This window comes from Pseudoalteromonas shioyasakiensis, from assembly GCF_019134595.1.
GTDB lineage: Bacteria > Pseudomonadota > Gammaproteobacteria > Enterobacterales > Alteromonadaceae > Pseudoalteromonas > Pseudoalteromonas shioyasakiensis_A.
Map to the genome: position 1 here is coordinate 2,170,206 of NZ_CP077770.1, position 22,072 is coordinate 2,192,277.

The 22,072-nt window shown below is 39.9% G+C and carries 16 protein-coding genes and 1 tRNA gene; 4 read left to right on the top strand and 13 right to left on the bottom strand.

Annotated elements, in window-relative coordinates; translation table 11 throughout:
- Positions 1 to 788 precede the first annotated feature (788 nt).
- From ruvB to KQP93_RS10125, 5 genes are all read right to left on the bottom strand, one after another.
- Positions 789 to 1,793, bottom strand: coding sequence for a Holliday junction branch migration DNA helicase RuvB (gene ruvB, locus KQP93_RS10105; protein ID WP_217874264.1), 1,005 nt, complete (start codon positions 1,791 to 1,793; stop codon positions 789 to 791).
- A gap of 7 nt (positions 1,794 to 1,800) precedes the next feature.
- A complete protein-coding gene (ruvA, locus tag KQP93_RS10110; protein ID WP_217874265.1) occupies positions 1,801 to 2,421 on the bottom strand; it encodes a Holliday junction branch migration protein RuvA in 621 nt (206 codons plus the stop codon).
- Position 2,422: 1 nt separating this feature from the next.
- The gene (ruvC, locus tag KQP93_RS10115) at positions 2,423 to 2,947 is read right to left on the bottom strand and encodes a crossover junction endodeoxyribonuclease RuvC (protein ID WP_054561285.1); all 525 of its coding nucleotides are present in this window, start codon (positions 2,945 to 2,947) and stop codon (positions 2,423 to 2,425) included.
- A gap of 138 nt (positions 2,948 to 3,085) precedes the next feature.
- Complete coding sequence (locus tag KQP93_RS10120; RefSeq protein WP_217874266.1) at positions 3,086 to 5,587, bottom strand: ABC transporter permease; 2,502 nt, start codon at positions 5,585 to 5,587, stop codon at positions 3,086 to 3,088.
- A complete protein-coding gene (locus KQP93_RS10125) occupies positions 5,577 to 6,296 on the bottom strand; it encodes an ABC transporter ATP-binding protein (RefSeq protein ID WP_217874267.1) in 720 nt (239 codons plus the stop codon). The genes KQP93_RS10120 and KQP93_RS10125 overlap by 11 nt, the downstream gene beginning before the upstream one ends.
- Here KQP93_RS10125 and KQP93_RS10130 point away from each other — a divergent pair, their 5' ends adjacent.
- The 3 genes from KQP93_RS10130 to KQP93_RS10140 all read left to right on the top strand — a co-directional run bounded on the left by KQP93_RS10130 (position 6,297) and on the right by KQP93_RS10140 (position 7,863).
- Positions 6,297 to 6,914 (top strand): arylesterase, encoded by a 618-nt coding sequence (locus KQP93_RS10130; RefSeq protein WP_217874268.1) that lies wholly within the window; start codon positions 6,297 to 6,299, stop codon positions 6,912 to 6,914. It begins immediately after the preceding gene.
- 105 nt (positions 6,915 to 7,019) lie between these two features.
- Positions 7,020 to 7,096, top strand: a tRNA-Pro gene (locus tag KQP93_RS10135).
- A gap of 533 nt (positions 7,097 to 7,629) precedes the next feature.
- Positions 7,630 to 7,863 carry a hypothetical protein gene (locus KQP93_RS10140; protein WP_217874269.1) on the top strand — a complete coding sequence of 78 codons (234 nt, stop codon included), beginning with the start codon at positions 7,630 to 7,632 and terminating at the stop codon, positions 7,861 to 7,863.
- 115 nt (positions 7,864 to 7,978) lie between these two features.
- On the opposite strand, the gene KQP93_RS10145 is transcribed toward KQP93_RS10140, so the two are convergent.
- Positions 7,979 to 8,668, bottom strand: a complete 690-nt coding sequence (locus tag KQP93_RS10145) for an HNH endonuclease (protein WP_217876773.1) — start codon at positions 8,666 to 8,668, stop codon at positions 7,979 to 7,981.
- Positions 8,669 to 8,888: 220 nt separating this feature from the next.
- Here KQP93_RS10145 and KQP93_RS10150 point away from each other — a divergent pair, with 220 nt between their 5' ends.
- Positions 8,889 to 10,004 (top strand): ankyrin repeat domain-containing protein, encoded by a 1,116-nt coding sequence (locus KQP93_RS10150; RefSeq protein WP_217874270.1) that lies wholly within the window; start codon positions 8,889 to 8,891, stop codon positions 10,002 to 10,004.
- Positions 10,005 to 10,312: 308 nt separating this feature from the next.
- On the opposite strand, the gene KQP93_RS10155 is transcribed toward KQP93_RS10150, so the two are convergent.
- The 7 genes from KQP93_RS10155 to KQP93_RS10185 form a co-directional block, all read right to left on the bottom strand.
- Positions 10,313 to 11,356, bottom strand: a complete 1,044-nt coding sequence (locus tag KQP93_RS10155) for a sensor domain-containing diguanylate cyclase (protein WP_217874271.1) — start codon at positions 11,354 to 11,356, stop codon at positions 10,313 to 10,315.
- A 205-nt stretch (positions 11,357 to 11,561) separates the two neighbouring features.
- A complete protein-coding gene (locus tag KQP93_RS10160; RefSeq protein WP_217874272.1) occupies positions 11,562 to 18,995 on the bottom strand; it encodes an LPD38 domain-containing protein in 7,434 nt (2,477 codons plus the stop codon).
- Positions 18,985 to 20,280: a hypothetical protein gene (locus KQP93_RS10165; protein WP_217874273.1), complete on the bottom strand. Its 1,296-nt coding sequence runs from the start codon at positions 20,278 to 20,280 to the stop codon at positions 18,985 to 18,987. The genes KQP93_RS10160 and KQP93_RS10165 overlap by 11 nt, the downstream gene beginning before the upstream one ends.
- A gap of 9 nt (positions 20,281 to 20,289) precedes the next feature.
- Positions 20,290 to 20,526, bottom strand: coding sequence for a glycine zipper domain-containing protein (locus tag KQP93_RS10170; RefSeq protein WP_062564145.1), 237 nt, complete (start codon positions 20,524 to 20,526; stop codon positions 20,290 to 20,292).
- Entirely contained in the window at positions 20,526 to 20,975 is a 450-nt protein-coding gene (locus KQP93_RS10175) for a hypothetical protein (RefSeq protein ID WP_217874274.1), read from the bottom strand. Before KQP93_RS10175 ends, KQP93_RS10170 begins: the two co-directional genes overlap by 1 nt.
- Before the next feature lie 11 nt (positions 20,976 to 20,986).
- On the bottom strand, positions 20,987 to 21,643 hold the full coding sequence (locus tag KQP93_RS10180; protein ID WP_217874275.1) for a hypothetical protein: 657 nt from the start codon (positions 21,641 to 21,643) through the stop codon (positions 20,987 to 20,989).
- On the bottom strand, positions 21,640 to 21,966 hold the full coding sequence (locus KQP93_RS10185; RefSeq protein WP_156426434.1) for a hypothetical protein: 327 nt from the start codon (positions 21,964 to 21,966) through the stop codon (positions 21,640 to 21,642). The genes KQP93_RS10180 and KQP93_RS10185 overlap by 4 nt, the downstream gene beginning before the upstream one ends.
- Positions 21,967 to 22,072: the final 106 nt, after the last annotated feature.

Sequence of the window (22,072 nt, forward strand, 5' to 3'; positions counted from 1 at the left end):
ACTGACAACGCTCTTGCTGTGAATTAGCTGCAAATAACGGTAAAAAGCAATTTGCTTAGTTATTTTTTAGCCACATAAAGTTTTAACACCCCATTTATGCATATTTTCACCTTAATAATAAGTCACTACAGTGACACTAAAAAGCAACCAAAACATCCAAAAATACGACGTTTATTCATAAATTACGCATAAACACCCAAAAGTACTTTTACAAATCTACTACAGAATACTTAAACTAATCCTGAATAAAGATCGTAAAATTTATAAAAACCCGCTCATTCATGAACTTAAATATAAAATATCTACAATGTGAACAAAAAGAAAACAATTCAACTTTTAGATCACATTAGTTTTTTTTATCTGAAAATAAAATTTTTCTAGCTTGAAGAAAAATCCATCATTGCGTATTATTTACCTATACCGAGCTAGCAACCTCATGAAAGTTTCTTTCATTAAGCTCCGTTTTTAGCAATATGAAGTTTCGTATTGCTCTAGGTTTACTTTAATTGGGATAAAACCTCATTCAAGTAGACCGTAGTTCCCTGAATTACTTCCTTCAACTTGTTGTTTGCCCGCATCCTTATGCGGGCTTTTTTTTGCCTACACAAACGCCAATGAGAATACCTATCGATATCTTAACAGCATGTGAATTACAGGTGTTAAAAGAGGCTTAGTAACAATCGCGGTAAGCGGTAAAACCTATATTTAAACAGGCAAGATACCTCAATAAAAAAGCAGCCCTCTCGAGCTGCTTGATACTTATAGCTTTTAAGTAACTTAGGATTTTGTTACTTATCTGGCGTTAACCCAAAGTGTAAATAAGCAATATCTGAAACGAGTCGTCCGCGCGGGGTGCGTTGAATAAAGCCTTGTTGAATTAAAAACGGCTCTATTACATCTTCAATGGTTTCTTTTTCTTCACCAATTGCAGCCGCTAGGTTATCAAGGCCAACTGGGCCGCCCATAAATTTTTCGATAATAGCTAACAGGTATTTTCTATCCATATAGTCAAAACCGCTTTTATCGACATCAATCATATCGAGGGCTTGCTCTGCAACTGTGGCGTTCACTTTACCGTCTGATTTCACTTGGGTGTAATCACGAACGCGGCGTAATAAACGGTTTGCTATGCGCGGTGTACCGCGTGAGCGCTTGGCGATTTCGGTTGCCCCTTCATCGCACATGGTTAAGTCTAAAAAGCGTGCTGAACGGGCTACAATTTTTGATAAGTCTTCAACAGAATAAAACTCTAATCGCTGAACAATACCAAAACGGTCTCTAAGTGGTGAGGTGAGTGAGCCTGCACGAGTAGTTGCACCAATTAAAGTAAATGGCGGTAAATCAAGCTTTATAGAGCGCGCTGCGGGGCCTTCACCTATCATTATATCCAGCTGATAATCTTCCATTGCGGGATACAAAATCTCTTCGACTTGCGGGCTCAAACGATGTATTTCGTCAATAAACAGTACGTCACCTTCTTCAAGGTTCGTTAAAAGCGCGGCTAAATCGCCTGCTTTTTCGAGTACTGGCCCCGACGTTGTTTTGATATTAACGTTAAGCTCGTTGGCTACAATGTTTGCAAGTGTGGTTTTACCAAGACCCGGCGGACCAAATATTAATAAGTGATCCAGCGCTTCGCCACGATGGCGAGCCGCCTCAATAAAAATTTCCATTTGTTGCTTAACATGCGGCTGGCCTGTGTAATCGGTTAACAGCTTTGGTCGTATGGCACGATCAACACTGTCTTCGTTACTTTGTTCACTCGCATCTATTAAGCGATCTGCTTCAATCATGGTTTACTCACAACATTGATTTAAGAGCTTCTTTAATTAGAACCTCGGTCGCCATATCTGGTTTGTTCACTGTTTTAACCGCTTTTTGTGCTTGCGGTAGCTTATAGCCTAATGCCACAAGTGCTGATACAGCGTCATCTGCAGCATTATTTGCCACTAGGGTATCATCACTTGATGGCTCAATGACGGCATTATCGCTAAATGGTGTAAATAAGTCATTACCCCAATCTTTGAGTCTGTCTTTCATTTCGAGCACTAAACGCTCAGCCGTTTTTTTACCAACACCCGGCAGTTTAACCAGTGTGGTTGCATCTTCATTGTTAACACAACTTACGAATTGCTGTGCCGACATCCCCGATAAAATCGCAAGACCAAGTTTTGGCCCAACACCATTGGCTTTTAATAGCTCTCTAAATAATGCGCGTTCGGTTTTATTATTAAAACCAAATAATAGCTGGGCATCTTCACGTACCACAAAATGGGTATAAATAATCGCTTGCTCACCCACTGCCGGTAAATCATAAAAGCAGGTCATCGGCATTTGTACTTCGTAGCCCACACCACTTACTTCGATAAGAATTTCTGGCGGTTGCTTTTCAACTAGTAAGCCATTTAATCGACCAATCATATTACTTCCTTAATCTTCCTCTTACGGTTTTGCTCGCACTGCCCGCAAGTTTTATTAAATTTTGTTCTGAGTGAGCATGACAAATAGCAATTGCTAAGGCATCTGCGGCATCGGCTTGAGGGGTACCTGGCAGCTTTAAAATGTTTTTAACCATATGCTGAACTTGAGACTTATCGGCGCCGCCATTACCTACAACGGCCTGCTTAATTTGCCTAGCTGAATACTCATAAACTGGCAGCTCTGCCATTGAAGCGCCAACAATCGCTGCACCACGTGCTTGACCGAGCTTAAGCGCTGAGTCTGGGTTGTGTGCCATAAACACTTTTTCGATAGCAAAACTGTCTGGGGAGAATTGCTCTACCAATTGACTGATCCCTTGGTAAATCATTTTTAAGCGTACCGGAAAATCGTGATCAGCCAATTTAATGCAGCCACTACCTAAATAAGTGAACTTAGCACCTTGGTGAGCAATCACGCCGTACCCTGTTAATCGTGAACCAGGATCAATCCCTAAAATAATCGCCAACTAACTGAACCGTCTATTATCATTATTATCTGCGGTTAATAATGCCAGAGCACTGTATAAATTACCAGTAACCAATTGCAATTCATAAAAAATGCCCGCAATTGCGAGCATTTTATAGTCAACCTTTAAGTAAGACATTTACGCGAGCGAGCGTAATAAGCCTTGGGTATTTTTTCGCATTGTTCGCGCTATCATCAAATAGCCCAAACATGCCACAAATAAGCCACCGACTGCTGGGCCAATAACCCAAATATGAGGGTGGAACTTACCTGCTAAATCGAACATCTGTCTTTGCACTATTAACAGGGCAATATCACTGACGATGGCAGCGACTAAACCTGCAGTTACGCCTAATAGTAAAAACTCATATAAGGTGGCATTTTTAATTAAGCGCCCTTTTGCACCTAAGGTTCGCAAAATAACTATCTCTTGCATTCGCTCGCCTAAACTTGCTTGCACTTGTGAAATAAGCACTAAAGCGCCACAGGCAACCACAATCGCGAGTACAAAGCCAATCGCTAACGATACTTGCTCTATGGTTGAGCGAATTTGTTTAATGAAGCTTTCAACATCAATCACATTAACCGTTGGGTATTGACGCATTAGCTGATTAAACTCACGTTTTTTCTCTGCTTTTACATTTACTGATGAAATATAAGTAGCAGGAAAACTCGCAAGCACATCTGGGCTCAAAATAATAAAGAAGTTAGGCTTAAGCGTGGTCCAATTAACCTTACGTACACTGGTAATTTTTGCATCAAACGACTGCGCACCAATTAAGAAAGTAAGTGTATCGCCAATTTGTACATCAAGGCGTTCAAGCATCGACTCTTCTACCGATGCCTCGGCCACTGAGTCTTCACTAAACCATGCACCGTCGATAAGCTCGTTTTGATTAGGCAAGTCTTTACGCCAAGTTAGGTTTAACTCACGGCCAATACCAGAGCGGGCTTCTTCGTCTTTCTTTTCGTTGTCTTCTTGCGATACTTCGCGGGCAACCAGCTCGCCATTAACGGCGTTTACACGGCCACGCACAACCGGATAGAAATCTGACGTTGGCATATCGTTTTGCGCTAAGAAGCTAGTAATAGGCTCTAACTCTTGCTCAGTAATGTTCACTAAAAATGAATTAGGTGCATTTTCAGGAAGCTGAGACTGCCAGTCTGAAATCATGTCGTTCTTAAGTACAATTAAAAACAGTAATAGCTTGATAGCCAAAGCAAAGCTAATTAATTGTACCGCATTTACATTGGCACGCTTTTGAATTGACGCAATCGCCAATGACCAACTATTGCCCGGACTCAAGCCAAGTTTGCGGCCACCACCAAAAATAACCTTTGACAAACCAAATAACACCGCAATTAAAAATGCCGTCGAAAGGAACAAAATTGCACTAATTTTAATGTTGTTACTAAATAACCACATTAGTAAAAACACAGTAAGCGCCGACATTGCAAGGTGCACTTTACTTACCAATAAACGGTCACCTAAGTTACGACGTAGTACACGCAGCGGCGGAATATCAAATAAATCGAGTAGTGGTTTAATTGAAAACATAACCGCACAAATCACACCCGTGCTGATCGCAATGATCCAAGGTTTTGCCGATGCACTTGGCAGTGCTGAGCCCATGCTTTGTGCTAAATAATCTGTTGCAATGGCTTGTAATCCATAACCAATCAGTAAACCAACAATCACCGACATTGAACAAACAAGGCTCAAATGAAGTAAATAGATTTTACGGATCATAGCGCGACTGCCGCCGAGCGTTTTCATCATGGCAACCGGGTCGTACTGGCGTTCACAATAACGTTTTGCCGATACCGCAATAGCAACGGCAGCTAAAATAATGCCAAGTAAACCAGCTAGCAATAAGTAACTCTCAGCACGATTTAAACTATTAGAAATAGGTGACTGGCGGTCTTTAACACCATACCAACGTTGGTTATCTTTCATTTGTGGTTTTAACCACGCATAGAAGGTATCTAAATTGTCTTTGTCACCAGCATAAAGTTGACGGTAAAACACCCGGCTGCCCGGCTGAATTACCTCTGTAACAGCAATGTCTGCTTCATTGATTAAGATTCGTTGGCTGCTTGAAAACACATTAAACGGTGCATCTGGCTCTTCGGCTACAACATGACTAGCCGTAAACGTAGCAGCACCAAGCTCTACTTTATCGCCCACTTGAATGTTTAGCGCATAAAACACTGATTCACTTAACCATACTTCACCACGGCTTGGGATATCAGAAGTTACTTCTGGTTGGCCAGTTAGGCTGGTTTTTACTTTTAACTCGCCTTTTAACGGATAGGTGTTTGATACCGCTTTAACCGAGCCAAGCTGCATTTCGTCACCGGCAAATAACATGGTATCGAAGTAGGTTATTTTTGCAGTACGTAAATTCTCTTGGTTGGCTTTATCTAAATTTTCAGCAGGTAAAGCATGGTTACTTGCTAAAACGCGATCAGCGGCAATAAAGGCACTGCTTTTTTCTTCAATACTTTGACCAATTCGGTCGGTAACCATAGACAGTGTTAAAACAGTGAGAACAGCTAAGGCGATTGCTGCACTGATCACTGTTAATTCGCCACGCTTAAACTCACGTGAAAACAGCTTTAGTGCTAATTTAGCCCACATTCGCTTGCACTCCTTCGTTTTCTTTAACAGTTAATAGCTGCCCTGCTTCAATATGTAAAATTTGCTGACACTTTTGTGCAAGCTGCTCATCATGGGTTACTAAAATAAGTGTCGTCCCGTGCTCTTTATTTAGTTCAAATAATAAAGACTCAATTAACTTACCGTTTTTGCTATCTAGATTCGCTGACGGTTCATCGGCAAATAAGATTTTAGGTGTGCCAATAAATGCACGCGCAATTGCTACACGTTGCTGCTCACCACCAGATAATTGCGATGGGTAATGGCCAACACGGTGGCTTAAGCCTACTTTTTCAAGTAGCTCAAGGGCTTGCTGCTTAGCGTCTTTGCTACCCGCAAGTTCAGCAGGAAGCATTACGTTTTCAAGGGCTGTTAAGCTTTGTACAAGCATGAAAGACTGAAATACAAAACCTACTTTTTCAGCGCGAAGTGCTGCGCGTGCTTCTTCATCTAATTCGTGTAATGCGGCTCCGTCTAAATGGATACTGCCGCCCGTTGATTGGTCAAGGCCTGCTAATAAACTTAATAAAGTAGACTTACCCGAACCTGAGGTGCCTACCACTGCAACTGAGTCGCCCGACTTGACATTAAAGCTGATGTCACTGAGGATGGTCAGGTCGCCCTCAACCGTGGTGACCGTTTTAGAAAGTCCTTTAACTTGAATGATGTTTAATTGAGAAAGCGCTGACATATGATGCATCCAATCCTACGTTTTATATTCGTTTTACTGTTAGTAATCAAACCACTTACGGCAGCAGCTGACAACACAATTTTAATTTTAGGTGACAGTTTAAGCGCCGCTTACGGTCTTAAACAAGAGCAAGGCTGGGTTAAATTGTTACAAGATAAGTACGATGAAAAAGACCAATCTGTATACCTAGTAAACGCCAGTATTAGCGGTGAAACCACAGGCGGTGCCTTAAGACGACTCGACGCGTTACTGAGCGAATTTGAACCCACTCATGTACTCATTGAGCTTGGCGGAAACGATGGTTTACGAGGTTTCCCTATTAAACGCCTGCAAACTAACTTACGTGAATTAATTGCAAAAAGCCAAAAAATTGGGGCGAAAACCGCCGTAATGGAAGTACAAATTCCACCTAACTATGGCCCGCGTTATACCAAACTTTTCACCGATAGCTTTAAAACCATTGCTGATGAAACAGATTCTGAGCTTATGCCCTTTTTCATGCTTAGCATTGCAGGCCGTCCAGAACTTATGCAAAACGATAACCTGCACCCTAATGCCGATGCTCAACCATTGATACGCGACTTTATGTACAAAACGATCAACGATTGGCTAGATTAAACTCTAGCCCATTGATTTAATACTGATTGCCTGAACAATTAACAGGCAATCGAACTGCGGAGATATTGATTTTTATAAAAAAAGCCGTACTATGGCTTGCAACGTCGGCATATAGCGCAGCTTGGTAGCGCACTGTCATGGGGTGTCAGGGGTCGCAGGTTCAAATCCTGCTATGCCGACCATTTTAACCCCAAAAAATCAACAGCTTATCACTGAACAAGAATAGCCATTAAAAACACTGTGGTAAAATAGTGGTAATATTGTGGTAAAACTCTTTTCTGAACTCTCATCAAAATCATACTCTCAAAGCTCGTAAGTGCGAACAGCAATGAAAAGCACGTGGACTTAAGCTGAATGATCATCTAGCTTTAAAATTTTTATTGCGCGTGATTTAAGTATGCACATTATCTTAATGCTAATTTTAGTGATCCTTGGCTTGACGATATCAGATAAGGTGGGGTTAATCATTGGAGGTCCAATATGTATTTTAGGTCTATTGTGCTTTAGAGTCGGCAGTGAAAAATGGAGAGCATCTCAGGAAAGTTTACTTTATTTAATTGGTTTACTTTGTATTGTGTTAACTATCATTGGTTATCTAATAGGCCTTTAATTCTATTAATTAAAACCTAAAGAATAAACCTTGTTCTACTAATCCTTTGCATCACACTATCCAAACTAAAGATTGTAATTTATAGAATCAAGGTCTAAGTTGTTAATGGTAGTATCAGCTGAAAAGCTTTTATCAATGTGTGTATTTAAAGGGAGATATAAAATGGGTTTTTTCGATATGTTTGATGATAAGAAAGATAGTAATTCAGATATATATAAAGGGTTTGTTGACTATGGGCGTAATAAAATTACCGGTGGCCATGATCATAGAACAAGCCGAGGCGATGATAGAACTCCAGCTCAAAAAGAAGGTGATAAGAAACGCAGAAAAAATAATTAATTTCTGCTTAAGCCAAGTAATCATTTCACTGTATTTGTCTGGTCTTATTTTCTTTAAACACCAGACAAATCCAAATTAGAACTACAGCTATTATTTTTATAATAACCGATTAGAATTATAGAAATTTAGCTCTGTAAGCTTCACAATTTGACAACTTTGAAACTAAAAATTCTGCTTCTTTAATTGTTATTCTAAGATTGTATTTCAATTTTACTGCTCTCCATTTCATTAGGTAGTCACAATGAAATGCCTTATTTCCCGGCATCCACTCTAATGGTGACTTAGCACCTTTAGCTTGATTTGAATTATCTTCTACCGCTAATAAGTTTTCAAAATCATTCGCAAAAGCCCGCTTTTGTTCTCGAGTCCAATTAGCCGCACCTGTTTCATGTGCATGAGCTAGAGGAACTACGTGATCAATGTCTAAATCAGATGCTTTAGTAAAAACCTGTAAAGTATATGGATCTAACCATTCACCCCATGAAACATTACAGCCTTTATTTCTTTTGAATTTTACAGGAACTCGAGAGTCGCGGATCAGTATCTCAGCTCGAGTATCTTGGCAGTCAGAGTCTGCATCTACCCAGTGAGGCCAATCTTTTCTGTTGTAATTTGTTAAAAGCGGCGGAGATGATGTTGAGATTACTGAAGTAGATTTGTTTGTGTAGGACTTTGTCTTTGAACCATGACAGTGATAGCCACCATTTTTGCGATCATTGTGGCAGCCTTCTGAATTCGTTCGCCCACTATGAGCTGCAGACGATAAAGAAGTCAGCGTTAGAAATATTAAAGTTAATATTTTCATTCATACTTCCTAAGAACTAACTTGACAAATTCTTGATCTTAGATAACTTTTTATCATAACCATATAAAATAATTTAAATTAAATTTAGTGCATATGAAATTGCTAGGTAATTCCTTTAAGCAAACTAAATATAGCTTATGACACTAGATACATTGTAAATGCCAATCAAATTTACAAGCTATTTTTTAGCATAAATTTAATAATTTCAAAGAGGGATTTTATGCATTTTAAGCTATCATTGATAAGCCTGCTTCTTCTAGGCTGCTCTCCAAACAATGAAGAAATTAAAAATCAAGCAACAAAAAAAGAAGACGAGATAAATCTACATAAAATAGCGAATGCAATAAATAAAATCTTTGAGTATCAGTCCCTTACTTATCATGTTAAACCTGTTTTTCATCAAACTGATTGTACTGTTATTAGCTATGAATATTGGGAAAAGAAAGACATAATTAATCAACAACACCAAATTCAAACTGAAATTAATCTAAATAATGCAAATTTTAAATATCATGGTGCTTGGGATGAAGATACGCCCTTTAGTTTTTTAGTAACGTGCAATAAATCAAATTGCTTGACAAGTACAAACACCCCTCATCATCCGAACTATGACAGAAATTGGAAATATAATTTAGAAGAACTTCTACTTCCAGTGGGTAGTAAAAACACTGCTAATGAATTGCAAGCTTTGATCAATGCTTACATAAATATGTGCAAGTCTAAAGAAATCGAAAATCGTGAATTAATTAAGTTACTTTTATCTAATAAAGATAATATTGACGTTAGATTACTTAAAGCGGTTGCATATGATGACATAAAAGAAGCAGAAAATTTACTTAAAAACGGTGCAAATATTAACTACGAGAATGATTCAGGCGAAGGCTTGCTACATATAGCTTATCGCAATTACAGTATGACTAAGTTTTTACTTGAAAATGGAATTAACGTTAATCAGAAAAATTACAGAGGAAATACAGTTTTACATAGATCAGTGACCAATGATTCAGAAGGGCTTAAGTTTTCAAAGTTGTACATATCCTATAGCGCTGATCCAAACATAAAAAATATCGATAATCAAAGTGCAATGGACTTTGCTCGCTTACATAGAAATGCTGCATCTAATTATTTATTAGGCAAATACAATACAGGTAACAGCAAGCTAGTTCGTAAGTGGACTACTGACGATGTCAATAATTATGAATTTAGTTGTACAAATGGAAAGAGTGTATATATCCGAGCAGAAAGCCACAGCATGGACATTATTAATTATACTAATGGGTATGGCTACACATCTACAGATATAAACAAAGCTGTGTCAAACGCATGTAAAAACTAACTTTTAAGTAGTCTCATCTTTGTTCATCCACTATGAGAAACTGAGGACTTTAATTGAAGTTAAAGAAAGAGGCTTGACTATATACCGTCATTTTGTGTAGTTTTATGTGGTCCGCATTTATAAACTGATGGTACTTGCTTTTTTCACAGTTTTATTCTTTTAGGACACTCCATTTGTGGAGGCCCTCTACCCAAGGGTCAGAAGATTTGGACAATTGAAGTAGGTCCAATAATAGTATTGGACCTACTTTTGATTGAGATTAAATTAGGCTTTTATAAGTTTATAACTTATCACGAAAGCAAATCAGATTACTTACATATGAACACTTGATCTTTGCCCCTCTTTTTTGCTTGATAGACAGCTTCATCCGCATGTCTAATTGAGGCAATAATAGTTTCGTTATAATTCAACTGACTAATACCTGCAGAAAATGTAAAGTTCACCTTAGCATTTAAGTAAACTATGGAGCAGTCATGAACAGATTTTGAAATTCTCTCCAATACTTCTTTTGCTTTATCAGAAGTTAATCCTTGAAAAGCGATGACAAACTCTTCTCCACCTAAACGACAAAAAAGATCACTTTTTCGCAATGATGACTTTACAATTTCTGCGAATTTACGAAGAACTAAATCACCTGCCTCATGGCCAAATTTATCGTTTATTGATTTAAAATTATCAAGGTCTATCATTGCAAAGGATAAAGGTTGTTTCTCCCTTACATGTTGATTAAAAATTACATCTATAGATTCGAAAAAGAATCTTCGATTATGAACACCCGTTAACGCATCTTTAAAGGCTAAAGTCTCAAGCTTCTTCTCAAGTTTAGCTTGTTCTCGCGCCATAAATCGATATGTACAACAATCCGCTAAAACTTCTGTGAAATGAACCTCTTCTACCGACCAGTCTCTAGATTCACCTACTTGCTCGCAACATACAACTCCAATTGGAAACCCTTCTTTAAAAATTATTGTATCCAACATTGACTTAATGTTCTGAGGCTTGAGGTAATCATCGCAAAAGCTCTTGGTTCGTTCATCTGTTTCTGCATCATTGACAACTATTGAGTTACCAAAAAATATTGCAGAAAAGTATTCTGGATGATTTTTTTTCTCGATGATTGGAGGTTGTGGTGGAACTTCCGTAAAGTACCACTCAGAATTCAAAACACACTCCAAATATTTACCATCTTCAATCATCCAAATTGAAATTCGACTTACATCTAAAGCATTAAGCCCCAAAAGGATAATCTCTTTCATGAATAGATGTGTATCGGTGAGTAAATTCTCTCGCTTAGATGCAATTCTTCTTACTAAATTTGAATTAGCCACTAAACAACTTTTATCACTAGCCATTTGATTCATAATATTTTAAATACTTCATTTTTTAAAATTAGCATAAATAAATTGGGTTATATAAACTTTTAGAATGAAATTTGACAACAATTAGTTTAGCTCCTATATTAAATATGAATTTCATAAATTCTTCATTTAGTAGATTCCCAAATATTATCAATACCCAAGCACACAAACTCACCTTCATCCCTTCGTTTGTGTGCTTTTACATTTCTCCTAATCTAAATGCCAAGTAAGCTTTATGGTAAATAATATTAATTTTTTTCTGGATTTTATCTATCTGCTCGCGTTTCTGAGAACTAGTTAATTGCCTACTATCATTAATAGCACTCTTGGCTTTGGTTAATTTTGATATAGAGCGCTGAACCTTTGCTAATCCTGCTCTAGAACGAAGTTTGCTTCCATCATCTTCAAGCAGTTCCTTAATACGAGTAGTATCACCAAGCTCCATAGCTCGTTTATAACTTCCATAGGCTTGATTAGCAGCATCAAGCGCATCATAGAACTCATTTGCAAACTTAGTGTTCGATTTAGGTGTATCACCTTGGTAAAAAGATTTAATCACCGGGTATCTATTAAGTGGTGTTTCAGCATTAACCTTACCAATGGCCTGTCTTGCAATCATATCGCTGACTCCAAGAACATAGCTCCCCATCGTACCGGTATAACCTAAAATCACATGCTCAATTTTCTTAGGTGACCAACCAAGCGTTTTGCCCAATGCAATTGCGGTGTCACTAGTGAAAGCACTGTAACGGTCTTGGGCTTGTTTATTTTGATCTGCCATGCCTTCAATAGGTGCATCTCTAAAGAATGAACGGTTTAATGACGTTTCAACAAGCGGCAGTATAAATTGGGGTGTAGGGTTTAATGCCATCGTTGTTAGGGCTGCATGCATTAATGACTTTTGCAGATCCTTGCTGCTCTGGTTGCCCGCGGCGTAGTTAAACAACCTCTCTGGAATGGTGCCAAAAATCACGCCTAACTCAAATGGCTTAGGAATGCGCCAATGATCATCACCAGAAAAGAAATGCCAGTTAGCGTCTTTATCCCAATCAGGTAATGCCTGGTAACGTTCGTCATCATCATTATACATAGCTAACGCAAGACTAAACGCTGCGACTTTAATACCTTTCATTGCTAGTTCACGACTGAGCACTTTAACTAATTGATCATCACCTTGTGCTTTAGCCGCTCTGACAAGTTTACTCATGCCTTGTAATCGTGCGTTAAAGAATGGCAATACATCAACCATGAAATTAATTGTCGTAAAATTACCTTTAAGGCTGTAATCCATTAAGTCTTTCGCTTCAAAAGCTGCTTGTCGCTTACTTTTGTTGTTTGATAATGCCGCTTCATAAGTGCTTAACCGGTTGGCATTCTCAACCTTGTCGCTTATATTCCGGTATGTCTCTAGTAACTGCTTACCGTTGGTCACTAAACTGCCTAGATAAGTATTTATATCGTTCTCAGATAAACCTTTCTTTGCTAATGCTCTACGAGTTTGCTGTGCGGCAGCTTCTGGATCTGCCCCATGAATATAACCACCTTGGAAGGCTGCTCCACTGAATATAAGGTCCCGGTACGCTTCATCTTCCTTAAACGCTTTTTTCAAACCTTTAACGCTGTCTGCAGCGAATTTGAACCCATCTTTATTGATCATCCAAGCATGCGCCGCATCACGAATAAAGTTCTTTGCAATAAAGTCAGGTGATAATGTGATACCTGCAGTTAAAAACCTTTTTGCGCTACGGCCGATTTTATTAACGATGTTCTGGCTGCCAGAACTGTTCACTTGAATAAGTGAACGCATGAGAGCAGGATCACTAACTAAGTAAGCTTGTGGCTCACCGTTTATCATAACCCGTACTTTACTGTTTCGATTCAATTCTTCTTGCGTCATGCTTTTAGCATCATCGCTTTTTTCATGAATCATAAAGTCAGTGCCATCAAGGTTTGATACGACTTCCTGCATCGCTTTGTTCTTGAGTGATGCTTCTATTAAAGTACTTTGGCGAGTGATGATGTTCTCTAATAGGTCCTTGGTAGATTGTTTGCCGCCCTTAAGCTCTTTAATTTGTGCTGACTGGCCTGCAATACCTTTGCGTGTGTGAGGCTCGACAATAGAACGTTTGATTGCATCCATTTCTGGATCAGTTTCACCCATATCTCGGAAAAATGGGACATAGTATTCTTCATCGAATGACTTGCGCTGTTGCGTATTAATGAGCCCTGCACCTTGAGCTACATCGAGAATAGCTGAATTGATTTTATTGTACTCGGCTCTAACCTCTTCAAAGAGTTTTTCTTTTCCTTTCGCTAGTGACTTGAGTTCTTCAATATCAGCTTTTGATAAATTATTTTCTCTTCCTTGTGCCTTTAATCGCTCAGCTCTGTGAGCCCCCATCCACGCTAACCAATCATTTAGATCGTTTTGAACCATACTAAAAACTTCGAGTAAGCCTTTCGTGTTTTCTTTGCGTTGAATGATCCCGTCTTTCCATTGCGGCGCACCGTAATTAAATACACCGTGTAAAACGTCAGAAACCCCTGCAGCCAAACGTGCACTTACATAGCCTTGTTTATTGGGATCAGTTACACCAATCGCCTCTTCAGCTTGCTTAATGCCTGCAAGTCCATCAAAGATGCCTTCGTTTAAACGGTTCCAAAATGGAGCGCTCTTTAAAGTCTCCATAACTTCAGCCGTTCGCTCTTTCGCTTTATCTGACAAGGTTTTCTGAACACTTTCAGTTAAGCCCAGCTTTTCTTTGGCAGTGCGTTTATCAGCAGTCGTCGTTTGACTAAACTTATTCCCCGTCTGGCTGTATGCTAACTCCCCTATTGAGTCGGTGTATGGAGCACTTTTCGATTTAAAACCTTTAACAATACTGTGCAGCATTTCGCGCATATGAGTAATTTCATCATCTTCACGATACATAATACCGGCTTTATCAAGCTGTGCTTTTAGCCAACGCTTTAATGCCTGCCACCAATACTTAAGCTCACCTTTACTAGGCTCATTTTCAACAAATCGTGCAAAGATCTCTTCTGCTTTAATGTCATCACTGGAATCCCAATAGTCTTTATTGGCATCTTTCCAATATTGTTCAAAAGCTTTTCGGCCCTTCGTTTTCTTTATGCGATTTAAGAACTCTTGATGTGCTTTCTTACCTATAACAGTGTCTAAACCACCATGGGCGATAGTTTCATGTGCTAAAGTTCGTTTTAAATCTGATTCGCTTTCAATATTCTCTGCTATTACATAGACCGTTTTAGTTTTATCGTTATAAGCCCCCTTAACGATTGAGTCACTTAAACTCATACGCCATAGCTTCTCAGCATCGTTAGTTGATTCGAGTACATGAACATTAATTCCATTGGCGCCATTCAAAGATTTAATGAAACTATTTGCTGTTTTTTCAGCATCACCTTTTGCAATGCCTTTAGGCTTTTCTTTTGCATTAGATTTAGAGAAGAACTTGATCCCTTCAGGCGTTTCTTTATGTTCGATTGTGTCAAACAATGCTTGATAGGCTTCATTGATTGGGGTTTGCTCTGAACTCAATGGATAAGGGAATGTATTGCCATCTTCAAAACCAAGTGACTCCGCCGCACTCCAAGCTTCATCACTAACTACATTTGCTAAATATTCGTTTTTGATTTTGCCTTTATTCAACTTATCGATTATGAATGTCTCAAATGAACGTGCTGTCATTTCAACATTTGTAGACCAATACTTTTTAGATTTACGTTGATCTAACTTTAATGACCGGCTGGGTAAATCGCTTGCATTAATAACATTTCGTACCCTCTTAAACGCTTCAGCCATTTCTGGACGAACTTCATCGCCTTTTAAGTGATATGGTGACTCTGTAATAAAATCTGAGCCGCTATGTTTTTGCCTGCCAAAATAATTATCAAGTGCATGCCACCATTCATGAGCAAGGGAACCTGAACCCGACTTCTTAGTTAAGTTAATAACCATGTTGCCTGATTCGTAATGTGCTGCTGCGGGCTCTTTGCCCCCCGTTCCTCTGGCACCAAATGCAAGGCCAAGCTGACCATTTAAACTAAGCGCTTTCGGTGGCACATCTATCGCTTCTGCTAAATCCATCAATGCATCATATGCTTGGTTGAGATCCTTTTGTCTCTTACCCTGTTCAACCCAATTCCCAAATTCCACACCACGAAACCCAAATGCTTCAGTAAACGTACCTGGTGTAACATTATCAGAGTGTCTTTCAGGTCCTGTTCGTTCCACATTCACAGGCTTACGCATATTCGGTGTGGACTTTAATTTCTGCAACTTCTCTTCAACTGCATCTCTGTTAGTACTTAAATGCTCTCGAGCTTCGCCCGGTGTTTTGAAGTCTTGAATTTTTAATACACCACTCGCACCCTTCCAGCCCAAATACACTTGGCCGGTATACCTGTCACGAAACACATTTATTTTGGAATGTCTTGCTTGTCTATTTGTTGATTGACTCTCAATCTTAATTATTTCAGCTAACTGCTTTTGAGCTTCTTCCAATGTCTCAACTGCATTATCTAAGCTTATACGGCGACCTTGTTTTTCAATAGTGTAAAAAGTTTTAGCTGGCTTGTGTTCTTTGCCATTGAACAAGCTATATTTGGCAGAACGTATGCGATATTTCGCCGCCTCTTTCAGAATTGCAGGGTTCGCATTTGCAATTGTGCCCAAAGCCTCTTTAGCGCCATTTAAAGTACCTTTGCGCATGAAGTGACTAAGTAAGTTAATTTCACTTTCAGGGTCGGCCCCCTCTTTCAAAACTCGATTAATCGATTGCTTAACTTTATCTACATAATCAGCCCAATCACTGACCTTATGACTCAATTTTGGTTTTGAAGGTATGCTTCCTCTAGCCATTGCAATAAAAGTTAATGCTTTAGGATCTGCGCCTTCATCTGACATTTTTTGGTAATCAGGTTGAGGCAAGGCTTTGCTGAGTGGTTTCGATTTTATCGAATCAGATTTTTCGTCAAGGCTTTCTGCAAACCCGCCCCATAAATCTTTACGAGCACCACCTAACTTTTCACCGAAATCTTCAATGACTTCTGAATCAATTGTTTGCTTTCTTTCCTGTTCGCTAGGCACAGAAAAGCCGCTCTGTGGCGGCTCTGCTTTTTGCTCTGGTGTCTTGTCAGAAATAGGCGGCTCATTGTCTTTTATGCCGAACTCTTTTCTTAACTCGTTATAAGCCTGCCGATTAATACTTTCAGGTGTGTCAGAATTAAACCGCTGATAAGTTTCAAAAGGCTGTTCTGCGAAGGCTTTATCAACAGCAGACTCATACCCTTCATCTAGTTTTTTCATAGCAGCTTCATAGCCAGGTGAATCTTTTTTAAGACCTTGCTTTTTAGCTTCAGTTTGAAGCCATTTCCGTTTAGATGTTTTCAGGATTGGTGGCAGTTCGTTTGTTTGTTCAAGGGATACCGGGTCTTTTTCAATTGATTTACCAGTGTTGTCCTGAGTTTCAGTACTCGGCATTTCTTTTGCCAGTGGCACTAATCGCTCTATTGGTGCATCTAAACGAATTATTTTAACAGGCTTATTCTTTTCACTAGCAGCTAACCATTGGTGGTGACCATCTAATATATGGTTATCATTCGACACTAAAATCGAACTCTCACCGCCTTCGTATTCTTTAGCTTGTGTAACTTTGTTAGGTGAGAACTCGGCTTGTGTTGGTTTTAAAGACTGTGCTGAAACTTTATCTTGCTTGTGCTCAATGCCTCTCGCTTTCATAAAGTTAACCATGGCACCACGATTTTCCGCCTTAATTTGTGGCATTTCAGCACGCGGTATTTTTTTAGTTTGGCTTTGTGGTGAAAAAGCCTGCCATTCAGAATCTATCATTTCGCCTTTAATGTTGGCCTGTTGTCCTGTGGCTTCTTCTGATGCGGGCTCAGTGCCCTTACCTTTATTTTGAGCGGGACTTTTAATCGTCCAACCAAAACCATTATCAAAGGAAACTGCTTTAGTTTTATCGCCAGCTCTACGTGCTGCACGCGCCTCTTTGCTTAACAATGCATCGCGTTTGCTTTTAAACGGTTGTCCGTCCTTTTGAACGTTTACACCACTTTGATCACCTGAAAAAGTTATATCTTTTTGTTCAATGCCTTCTGATTGCGCGGAAAGATCTGCAGCAAGGTTTTCAGGCCCTTGATGATCCGCTGTTTCTTGTGATGTTGGAAGCATAGCCTGCTCTGGTTCTGCAGTTCCTTCGATTGGTGCCTTTTCTATCCCTTGCCTGTGCTCAGGCTCAGCTTCTAAGTAGTCACCTTCATACGTGTACTTAATGGGGCTAAAACGGTCCTCAGGCGTTGGCTCTGTATTTAATCGGGCTTCACTAACTTGAGTCTGGATTGAGGGCGAACCATTGCCCTGCTCAAGATTTCGCAAAGACTCTTGTGTAGGACTAGAGATAAAATCACCATATTGCCCAATGTCTTTGCTAGATTCACCAAAACCAGCCTGTCTCGCTGCAGTGGGTGTGTCATAATTCACATCTCTTTCTGCTTCATTTTCACCTGGATTAGTTGTCACATTTTCATTAGACGTAACCTGCTCAGGTAATGGCTCTGGTTGTGATGCTGCATTAAATAAATCGTTATCTATACCAAACTTTTCTTTCATCGTTCGAGCAACAATTGCCGAGGCTTCAGCATCAGTAAAACCTTGCTTTTTAGCTGCTTCAAACTGATTCACTCGCACCATATCAATAGCTTCGTCTTGAGGTACGCCCGAGTCAACTAAGCTATCAGCACTATTCTTCACGACCTCAGCCGTTCTTTGCTGATAGCTCAGTGCTTTTTGAGTTGCCTCAGAGCCAGTTCTAACTATACCCCCAACAACCAAGCCGCCTACAAAAGCCTCATCCAATTTTTCAAACTCATCCAGACTTTTGCCAGCACCCCACTGTGCTAACGCTTCCTGACCGGTCTCTGTTACGCCTTCACCAACAGCACCTTTTAATAGCCGTTTTGCAATGCTTGGATCACGCACAACTTCAGTTAATTCACCTTTACCATATCGCTTTGCTGTCTCAAGAACTCCATCTCTTAAAATGTCTTTGCCTAGTTGTCCCATGCTAGCTTTAATGCCAAGTCGTTCAAGCAGCATTTGACCAGCACCTGAAACAACTGCGCGTGTTGCATCTTTTTCACCTTCAGGCTGTTTTTCGTAAGCTTCTTGTGCAAGGCCGCCGGCCATACCAAAAGCACCTACACCTGTTGCAGCTCCCGCCATGTAAGGAATAGAGCCTGCGGTTAACTCACCTGCATAGCTCGCAAAGTCACTTAGGCTATCAATGTCTTTATATGATTTAACTGTAGGCTCATAGCTATTTTGTTCTTCAATATTTCTGTCAATGCCTTCTTGAGCCCATTTCGATAATGAACCTCCTTGACCTATAGCTCTGCCTAATGAATTTGTTTGATCTTCTTTAGGTTTGCCAACATCTGTGAAACCTTTTACAGCTCGGTAACCTAACTCTTGTAGCTTATCAACACCTGCACCAAATGATGCAGCTATTCCACTCTCTGTCTGTTCTTCAGCAAATGGATCTATAAATTCAATTTCTTTCTTAGTGAATGGGTCTATTATTTTATTGCTCATTTGATAAATACCCTTGCTGAATTGCAATTTGAATGGCTTGTTGTTCTGACAAGTTTTTATTAGCTTCCATAAATTTAGCAATCACTCCTTTTGCATCTACACCATCAATATGACTTGTGTATTTGACTGTTCCCGCTTGCTTTTTATTTGATTTTTCTGGAGAGCTACTTTTCCCGTAGATGCTGTCTAATTGTTCCATCTGCTTTTGAAACTGAGTCTCTACACCTGCGATCGCCTGTTCTTTCGCTTCTCCTTCTAATGGAATAGGCGCCCCTTTTCCAGATTCAACATCTGCTAACGCTTTTGCCTTGGACTCAAGCAATTGCATCTTAGCTTTTCTATATTCAGCTTCTTTGGCGTCATTAGCTTTAGATTGAGGGCTGGTTCGAATGCCCATATTCGCATTCAATTGCATACCAAGACGATCGTAATACTCTGGCCGTTCCATCATATCTGCCATTGTCGCAGCAGAATTGATAGTTCCGATAAGTTCTTTTGGTGTGAAAGTTAGAACAGGATCATCGCTTTGTGATGTTCTGCCTTTAGTCATTGGTTTGACTTCTTTAGAGCCGTTTTCATATGTAACTTCTAAAGCTAATGCAACACGGCCTTCTTTATCTTCAACAGGCACAAAACCAGCGAAATTAACATCTGCGATTTTTGCACCGACTAACTTATCAAAATGTCCAACAGATGAATTAATTTTCTCTTTGAAAACGTTATTGAATAACTTGATTGAGTCGGGTTCGTTTACTTTAGAAAGTTGGCCCGTTTTGATTGCTTCTCCCATAACACTGTGTAGTTGCTTAACGCTTTCACGTAAAGCGGGATCTGTATATCGCCTTGGATCTTTCGTTGGATTTCGCTTAAATACTTCTTCTAATGCTTCTGGTACTTTCCCGTATTCACGAAAAGCTTGCCAACCTAGCGCTATATCACCTTGATCTTTTTTCCAAGTATCTTGTTGAGTTTGGTAATTTTGCTGCCATGTAGTTTCAGCTGCACGCTGTTCTATAGATTTATTACGATAGTCATTCATTGACCTAAGCGTTGCATTTCGATGTTCATTGTTTAGCTTGGCCTGCTGATTTCTAAATGCCACATCTTCTGCACGCTCTGCTTTTCTTTGCTTGTCTAAATCAGCACGTCTCATCTGTTCTTGCTGATAGCGTTCCTCATTTCGCTTATCTAAATCACTTAAACGCTGTTCATTGAATTGACGCGACTGATGACGCTCCATCATGTTGAAGCCCTTTAACGCACCATCTACGAATGCACCTGCCATAACTCCCCCTTATAAAGAACCTGCAGCAAAACCAATTACAGCACCAATAGCAGTGCCCCAGCCTGGCATTATCTGTGTGCCAATCATTGCACCGGTAGCCGTGCCACTCATTTGCGAATTTTTTTGCGCCTGATCAGCTTGGTCATTTGCTATTTCTCGGTTTTGCTCCATATCTGAGAGCGTTTTGAGTGACTGAGTCGATTTGGCCTTAGTGCTTTGGCCTGCGTTCATAATTGAATAAGACATTAGACGTTTCCTATATCAGCAAGCGTGCTTGTAGCACCACCTTGACCGGTTAGTATTTTGTTTTGCAGATCATCAACTGAACTGCGTGTTTCATTATTCACAGATGCCGTTGTGAGGCTTTTGAGCAGGTTGTTATTGTTATTATCTTGCTTGCTGTTTGCAGCGTTAACACCAAAGCGTGCTAGCTGCCGATCCTCGCTTCCTTTAGCAATCTTGAAGTTGCTATCAATGTTCTGCTGATTTCTTTCAAGCTGTTCTGTTAATAGCGAATCATCCGTTGCTAACGAAAATAATTTTTCTTGCACAGGAAGGTAGCGCTTTTTGTAATCTTCGAATTGTTGGCGAGTTAAATCTGCTAACGCATCTTGATAGCGTCCTGTTCGAATTTGGCCTGAATCAACTGAATAAAGATCAAATGGGTCATCTGTTGCTGCTGGTGTATCTGCCATGGTGTTATCTCCTAAGTTGTTCTTGTTGCGTTGATATTGCTATCGTCGAGCAAGCTACTGTTATTCGTTGCGTTATAGGTGATTGTGTTGGCATTGTTTGCATTTACAGCGGGCTGATTCTTGTAATAACTAGCCCCTGCACCTGCAATCGCACCAGTAGCGCCAAGTAAGTTTTCACTTTGCTGTTGTGAGATGTTTGCATCATTGAAGGCTTTACGCTGTGAGCTTTGTGCAATGTCCGTTAGAGTAGCCGTTGCTTCTTGAGATTGACCTTGGCCCATTGCCATTACATTGCTCATTTTGTCTATATAGCGTTCTTGGCCTGCTACCTGTGAACGTGCTGTAGTGTCACTTGATACAACTGATTGCTTGTCACTTAAGTCGCTTAACGTGCCTTTAAATTTGCCTGAATTTGGATTCACTCCACTCGCCGCTAAATTTGTGGCAGTGTTTGTCCTTGCACTAGTGAATGCTTTTTGACTGCCAAGGTTTGCACTTTCAGCAATGTCTGAATAAACAGTGTCATCGTTCGCTTCTTTAGCGTCATCAATCACCATGTTTTCAAATGGGACTATGCTATCTTGGTAATAGGCCCACTCTTCTGCATAGACTTTTGCGAGTTCTTTCTCGTACTCAGTCTCTTTAATATCCCCGCCTGATTTACTCATGCTTTACAAACCTCTAAAAAATGCCGCCAGACAACTAAACCATCACGCACACAAAATCGCCGCCAACCATAAGCCGGTGCAACTTTATTAAAACCTTTGCGTGCTGTTGAAAACTCTATGAAGGATGCCCGGCCACATTTGGCAAGGCGAATGATGTGATAGAGATACCGGTTGATTGCATCGCCCCCATGACAGGAAGCAACACACACTTGGATATACTCATGTTTCATTTGTGAACGCGGCCTCAAAACAACGAATCCATCGGGCGCTACAAACAAAAAAGCCCACTCATTTGAGCAGGCTTTATCTATTTCATTGAACAAGTTGGGTTCGTTCGCCGTGTTACCTATTCGCGTTATTGGCTCTTTAAGCCTGTCACGGTGGTTGGCCCATGACACACACTGCAGATACGATTTGTCCATTATGTAA